The organism is Aeromicrobium sp. PFPM2_SD2 (assembly GCF_057364525.1).
Map to the genome: position 1 here is coordinate 1 of NZ_JBNFNZ010000121.1, position 6,279 is coordinate 6,279.

A 6,279-nucleotide genomic window follows, 5' to 3' on the forward strand; every position below is an offset into this window, starting at 1 on the left:
GCCGGCCGCGTCGTCGGCGCTCGTGCGGATCTCGACGTTGGCCGGCGCCGTCAGGTCGGCCTGCACCCAGGCGGCGCGCCGGTAGTGCTCGATGGCGGAGATCGGGTCGCCGGCCGGCTCGGCGGCGAGCAGCTGCACCACGCGCTCGGGCTGGGCGAGCAGGTGCTGGGTCAGTCCGCCCACGGACATGCCCTCGCAGCTGCTCTCGGACGTCCAGGCGGCCGCGACCTCGGGACGGGACGCGAGCTCGAGGACGGCCTCGACGGCGTCGACGAAGGCGCGGCGGTCGATGTGCTCCATGCCCCGCACGCTATCGGGCGGGCGCGTCGCGCGGCGGGTCGCCGGCACGCGCGGCGGTGCGGCGACGACGTCGACGAACGTGCCCCACAGCGGCGCGGGCAGGTCGTGGCCCATGCCGGCGATCTCCACGAGCTCCGCTCCCGGGACGGCCGCCGCCGTCGCGCGTCCGCCGGACTTGTCGACCAGCGGGTCGCGGGTGCCGTGCACGACCGCGACCGGCATGGTCAGGTCGGCGAGGTCACGGGTGCGGTCGGGCTGGGTGAGCACGGCCAGCGTGTGCCGCAGCGAGCCACCGCGGACCCACCCGCGGTCCCAGGTCTGCTCGGCCCGCGTGCGGTGGACGTCCTCGTGGGTCGGGAAGCCGGGCGAGCCGATGAGGACGCTGCCGCGGATGGTGCGGGTGACGTACGCGTCGCGGTCCAGCGGCACGTTCGCCAGGAACGGCTTGAGCACGCTGGGGTGCAGGAAGCCCACGCGGCGCCGGCCGGTCGTGGACGACATCGACACCAGCGACGCGACCCGCTCGGGCCGGGCGATGGCCATGGTCTGGGCGATCATGCCGCCCATCGAGACGCCCACGACGTGCGCGCGCTCGACCCCCAGGTGGTCGAGCAGGCCGAACGCGTCGCCGCCAGGTCGTCCAGGCCGTACGGCGCCCGGCCCAGCCCCAGCCACGCCCGCACCACGTCCAGCCGCGAGACGGTGAAGCCCTCGAGCTTCGTCGAGCGTCCGGTGTCGCGGTTGTCGTAGCGCACGACCCGGTAGCCGCGGTCGGCGAGCATCCGGCAGAAGTCGGTGTCCCACCAGCCCATCGGCCCGCCGACGCCCATGACGAGCAGCACGGTGGGGTCGGCGGCGTCGCCGAACGTCTCGAAGCACAGGTCGATGCCCGAGGGCAGCGCCGCGACCTGCTCGGGCACGTCAGCTGTTGTAGTCGATCGCCGAGTACGCCTGGAGCTTGCTCAGACGGTGCTCGGAGGTGATCTTGCGGATCGTGCCGCTGCGCGAGCGCATGACGATCGACTCGGTGACCGCGCGGCCGGGGAGGTAGCGGACGCCCTGCATGAGCTCGCCGTCGGTGATGCCCGTGGCGACGAAGAAGCAGTCGTCGGCGGTCACCAGGTCGTCGGTGTACAGGACGCGGTCCAGGTCATGGCCCGCGTCGACCGCGCGCTGGCGCTCGTCGTCGTCGGTCGGCCACAGCCGGCCCTGGATGACGCCGTCGACGCACTTCATGGCGCACGCGGCGATGATGCCCTCGGGGGTGCCGCCGATGCCGACGAGCAGGTCGACGCCGGTGCCCGGACGGGCCGCGGTGATCGCGCCGGCGACGTCGCCGTCGGTGATGAACTTGATGCGGGCACCGGTCGCGCGGATCTGGTCGACCAGGTCGGCGTGGCGCGGGCGGTCCAGGACGCAGACCGTGACGTCGCCGGCCGACACGCCCTTGGCCTTGGCGACCAGGCGGATGTTCTCGGCGATCGGCAGGCGGATGTCGACGACGTCCGCGGCCTCGGGGCCGGTGACCAGCTTCTCCATGTAGAAGACGGCCGACGGGTCGTACATGGAGCCGCGCGGCGCGACGGCCATGACCGAGACGGCGTTCGGCATGCTCTTGGCGGTCAGCGTGGTGCCGTCGATCGGGTCGACCGCGACGTCGCACTCCGGACCGGTGCCGTCACCGACCTCCTCGCCGTTGAACAGCATGGGCGCGTGGTCCTTCTCGCCCTCGCCGATGACCACGACGCCACGCATCTGCACGGTGTTGATGAGGCTGCGCATGGCGTTGACCGCGACCCCGTCGGCGCCGTTCTTGTCGCCGCGTCCGACCCACCGTCCGGCCGCGAGCGCGCCGGCCTCCGTGACGCGCACGAGGTCGAGCGCGAGGTTGCGGTCGGGGCTTGGGCGGCCGGCTGCAGGCTGTGCTCAGTCATGGCCGCATGCTACCGGCGCGGGCCGGTGCCGCCAGGCCGGTCGCCGCCGGGCGGCTCGGCCCGCCCCCGTAGGCTTGCCGCCGGCAGCAGCGAAGGAGACGGACGTGAGCGGACGCGGCTACAGCGGTGGCAACCCGGCGATGGGGGACATCCTGCGCTCCGTGCTCGTCCTGGGCGTGGTGCTCGTGCTCGTCTACGGCGTCGGCCAGCTGATCTACGGCCGCGACCCCGAGTCCGTCGCCCCCGAGGTCGACTACGCGAGCGCCGCGCAGAGCGCCCAGCAGGTGGCCGACTTCGGCGTGCTGGTGCCCGCGACGCTGCCCGACGGCTGGCGCGCCAACTCGGCCCGCTACGAGCCCGGCGACCGCGGCGGCTGGCACCTGGGCATGCTCACCGACGACGACGAGTACATCGGCGTGGAGCAGATGAAGCGCAGCGAGACCGCGCTCGTGCGCGAGTTCGCCGAGGGCAGCACCGAGGACGGCACGGTCACCATCGACGGCCGCGCGTGGCAGGTGCGCTCGGGTGCGTCGAACCCGGTGGTGCTGGTGACCACGATCGATGGCACGACGGTGCTCGTCACCGCGACCGCGCCCCGCGAGCAGGTCGAGAGGTACGTCGCCTCGCTGGAGCCGCAGGGTCAGCCCGCGTCGCCCGCGCCCTCCGCCGGCTGACCGGACGCCGCCGCCAGGCGCGTGCGGGCGCCGTCGAGCCACTGCTGGCAGATGGCGGCCAGCTCCTCGCCGCGCTCCCACAGCGCGAGCGACTCCTCCAGGGTCGTGCCGCCGGTCTCGAGCCGCTGCACGACGCTGATGAGCTCGTCGCGCGCCTGCTCGTAGGGGATCGAGGGGGCCTCGTCGCTCATGGTGCCTCCTGGGCGGGGTGGGGGTCGGGGGTGACGGCGGTGCTGGTGACGCTCACGTGGCCGTCGGCCAGGCGGATCACCAGCTCGGTGCCGGGCGGGGCCTGCGTGACGGACGTGACCACGTGGCCGTCGGCGTCCTGGGCGACGGCGTAGCCCCGCTGCAGCGTGTTGAGCGGCGACAGCGCCCGCACGCGGGCCAGGTGGTGCCCGACCTCGTCGTGGGCCCGCTCGAGCCGGTGGCCCAGCGAGCGCCGGGCGCGGTCACGGGCGTCCAGGACGAGCGACTGCTGCAGGTCGACCACCGTGGTGGGCGTCGCCATGACCGGACGGGACCGGACGGCGGTGAGCCCGTGCTGCTCGCGCTGCAGGAAGTGGTGCAGCGCGAGACGCCCGCGCTCGCGCACGGCCTCGACGCCGGCCAGCTCCTCGCGGACGTCGGGCACGATGCGCTTGGCCGCGTCGGTGGGGGTGGACGCGCGCAGGTCGGCGACCAGGTCGAGCAGCGGGGTGTCGGGCTCGTGGCCGATGGCGCTGACCACCGGGGTGGTGGCCGCGTGCACGGCGCGCACGAGCGCCTCGTCGGAGAAGGGGAGCAGGTCCTCGACCGAGCCGCCGCCGCGGGCGACGACGATGAGGTCGACGGACGGGTCGGCGTCGGCCTCGCGCAGCGCGGCGATGACCTCGCGGGCCGACGACGCGCCCTGCATGAGCGCGTGGCGCACGCGCAGCGGCGCCGCCGGCCAGCGCAGACGGACGTTCTCGACGACGTCGCGCTCGGCGGCGGACTGCTTGCCGGTGACGAGCACGGATGCCGCGGGGCAGGACCGGCAGCGGCCGCTTGAGCCGGGGGTCGAACAGGCCCTCGGCGGCGAGCAGCTGCTTGCGCCGCTCGAGCTGGGCGAGCAGCTCGCCCTCGCCGACGGGACGGATCTCGCGGACGTCCAGGGCGAGCGAGCCGTTGGGGGAGTAGAAGGAGGGCTTGGCGTGGACGACCACGCGGCTGCCCTCGGTGACCGGGGCGGCGCACGCGTCCAGCACCCGGCTGTGGCACTTGAGGCCGATGGAGATCTTGGCCTGCAGGTCGCGCAGGGTGAGGAAGCAGATGCCCTGACGACGGGTCATCTGGGCGATCTCGCCCTCGACCCAGATGGCGCCGAGGCGGCCGACGTAGCCCTCGATGAGCTGCGAGACCTGCCGCAACGGCGCGGGGGCGTCGGCCGTGGTCTCCAAGGGCATGAGGAACACCCTAGAGGCCGGGACTGACGCCCCCGCGGACGCGCTCAGCGAGCGCGCTTCGTCGATGCGCTCAGGGGCGGCGCACGACGTAGCCCGAGCTCCAGATCTTGGTCTTCTTGACCTTGGTGCCCGGACGCTGGGCCTCCCAGATACGACCCTTTCCGGCGTACAGGGCGGCGTGGTAGGCGCGACCGTTCTTGCGGAAGATGATGATGTCGCCGACCCGCTTGTTCTTCTTCGAGATCTTGCGGTACTTCTTCATCTGCGCCGACGAGGTGCGGGCGATCTTCTTGCCCGCCTTCTTGTAGGCGTACTGGACGAGGCCGGAGCAGTCGAACGAGCCCGGGCCGTTGGATCCGTAGCGGTAGGGATCACCCTTCTGCTTCGCGGCGACCTTGACCGCCTTGTAGGCGACCTTCTTGGAGACGGCGGCGTCGGCGCGATCAGCGCCGGGCCCCGCGAGCCCACCGAGGAGCAGGCCTCCGGTGAGCAGAGTGGCAGTGATGAGACGGAAGAATCGCATGAGTTCCTTCAGATCCGCCTGCGAAAGATGACCTGTCGGGTTCAGGCGTGAAGGTTGCCTGCCGCTCGACTCGAGCGGTTCACCCCAAGACTCCTCAGGGGGAGGAGTCGCACTGCTGGGTCTTCCGCGCCCATCGCCTGTGTTGCGGATGGTCGTGTCCCGATGGGCCTCGGCGTGGACACGACAACGCCCCCGGTGGGGGGCGCCGCGGCGACGTTACGGAGTTGTTTCACGTTCATTCAACCGCCAAACCGTTTTTGTGATAAGGCCCTCACGTTCGGGCCCCGAACGATGTGACGTACGCCCCACGTTTCGGCGGCCCGTAGGATGGGGGCCATGTCCTCCTCCGTCACCCTCGGCATGCCCACGATCGGCGGCAGCGTGCTGCTCGCCGACCCGCGCGGCTACTGCGCCGGTGTCGACCGCGCCGTCATCACCGTCGAGAAGGCGCTCGACCTCTACGGCGCCCCGGTGTACGTCCGCAAGCAGATCGTCCACAACAAGCACGTGGTCCAGACGCTGTCGGACCGCGGGGCGATCTTCGTGGAGGAGCTCGACGAGGTGCCCGAGGGCTCCACGGTCGTGTTCTCGGCCCACGGCGTCTCCCCGGCGGTGCACGCCGAGGCGGCCGAGCGCAGCCTCAAGACGATCGACGCGACGTGCCCGCTGGTGACGAAGGTGCACCACGAGGCGAAGCGCTTCGCCCGCGAGGACTACCGCATCCTGCTCATCGGGCACGCGGGCCACGAGGAGGTCGAGGGCACCGCCGGCGAGGCTCCCGAGCACATCACCCTCGTCGAGACCCCCGACGACGTCGACCGGCTCGAGATCGACCCCGGCACGAAGCTCTCGTGGCTGTCGCAGACGACGCTGAGCGTCGACGAGACGATGGAGATCGTCCGCCGCCTGCGCGCGAAGTTCCCGCAGCTGGAGGACCCGCCGAGCGACGACATCTGCTACGCCACGCAGAACCGCCAGGTCGCGGTCAAGCAGATCGCCGCGGACGCCGACCTGGTCATCGTGGTCGGCTCGGCGAACTCGTCGAACTCGGTGCGCCTCGTCGAGGTCGCCCTCGAGGCGGGCGCCAAGGCGTCCTACCGCATCGACGACGTCAGCGAGATCGACGACCGCTGGCTCGAGGGCGTGCAGACCGTCGGCGTCACGTCCGGCGCGTCGGTGCCCGACGACCTCGTGCAGGACGTGCTGACCTACCTGGCCGAGCGCGGCCACGAGGGCGCCACCGCGGTGCGCACCGCCGACGAGAGCCTCGTCTTCGCGCTGCCGCCCGAGCTGCGCCGCGACCTCAAGGCGGCCGGCCACCAGGCCTGAGCGCCACCGCACGACGACGGCGCCGTCACCCCGAGCGGGGTGGCGCGCCGTCGTCGTCTGCGCTCCTAGCGGTGACGGTGGGCGGGCTTGAC

The 6,279-nt window shown here is 72.5% G+C and carries 7 protein-coding genes, 1 pseudogene and 1 riboswitch; of the genes and pseudogenes, 2 read left to right on the forward strand and 6 right to left on the reverse strand.

The window, feature by feature from the left end:
- The 3 genes from AC2W7G_RS07675 to glpX form a co-directional block, all read right to left on the reverse strand.
- On the reverse strand, positions 1 to 858 hold an 858-nt coding region (locus tag AC2W7G_RS07675; protein WP_485867908.1), incomplete at its 3' end, for an alpha/beta fold hydrolase.
- On the reverse strand, positions 855 to 1,220 hold the full coding sequence (locus AC2W7G_RS07680; protein WP_485867909.1) for a hypothetical protein: 366 nt from the start codon (positions 1,218 to 1,220) through the stop codon (positions 855 to 857). The genes AC2W7G_RS07675 and AC2W7G_RS07680, both read right to left, overlap by 4 nt.
- Before the next feature lies 1 nt (position 1,221).
- Positions 1,222 to 2,172, reverse strand: a complete 951-nt coding sequence (glpX, locus tag AC2W7G_RS07685; protein ID WP_485867910.1) for a class II fructose-bisphosphatase — start codon at positions 2,170 to 2,172, stop codon at positions 1,222 to 1,224.
- A gap of 166 nt (positions 2,173 to 2,338) precedes the next feature.
- On the opposite strand from glpX, the gene AC2W7G_RS07690 reads away from it, so the two are divergent.
- Positions 2,339 to 2,908 (forward strand): DUF4245 domain-containing protein, encoded by a 570-nt coding sequence (locus AC2W7G_RS07690; RefSeq protein WP_485867911.1) that lies wholly within the window; start codon positions 2,339 to 2,341, stop codon positions 2,906 to 2,908.
- On the opposite strand, the gene AC2W7G_RS07695 is transcribed toward AC2W7G_RS07690, so the two are convergent.
- The 3 genes and pseudogenes from AC2W7G_RS07695 to AC2W7G_RS07705 all read right to left on the reverse strand — a co-directional run bounded on the left by AC2W7G_RS07695 (position 2,875) and on the right by AC2W7G_RS07705 (position 4,858).
- Entirely contained in the window at positions 2,875 to 3,099 is a 225-nt protein-coding gene (locus tag AC2W7G_RS07695) for an exodeoxyribonuclease VII small subunit (RefSeq protein WP_485867914.1), read from the reverse strand. The two genes, AC2W7G_RS07690 and AC2W7G_RS07695, sit on opposite strands and share 34 nt — an antisense overlap.
- A gap of 9 nt (positions 3,100 to 3,108) precedes the next feature.
- Positions 3,109 to 4,335: pseudogene (gene xseA / locus AC2W7G_RS07700) on the reverse strand (exodeoxyribonuclease VII large subunit); the annotation flags it as partial.
- Positions 4,336 to 4,405: 70 nt separating this feature from the next.
- On the reverse strand, positions 4,406 to 4,858 hold the full coding sequence (locus AC2W7G_RS07705) for a C40 family peptidase (protein WP_485867912.1): 453 nt from the start codon (positions 4,856 to 4,858) through the stop codon (positions 4,406 to 4,408).
- A riboswitch (cyclic di-AMP (ydaO/yuaA leader) is annotated at positions 4,859 to 5,015 on the reverse strand.
- A 179-nt stretch (positions 5,016 to 5,194) separates the two neighbouring features.
- Here AC2W7G_RS07705 and AC2W7G_RS07710 point away from each other — a divergent pair.
- Complete coding sequence (locus AC2W7G_RS07710; protein ID WP_485867913.1) at positions 5,195 to 6,187, forward strand: 4-hydroxy-3-methylbut-2-enyl diphosphate reductase; 993 nt, start codon at positions 5,195 to 5,197, stop codon at positions 6,185 to 6,187.
- Positions 6,188 to 6,279: the final 92 nt, after the last annotated feature.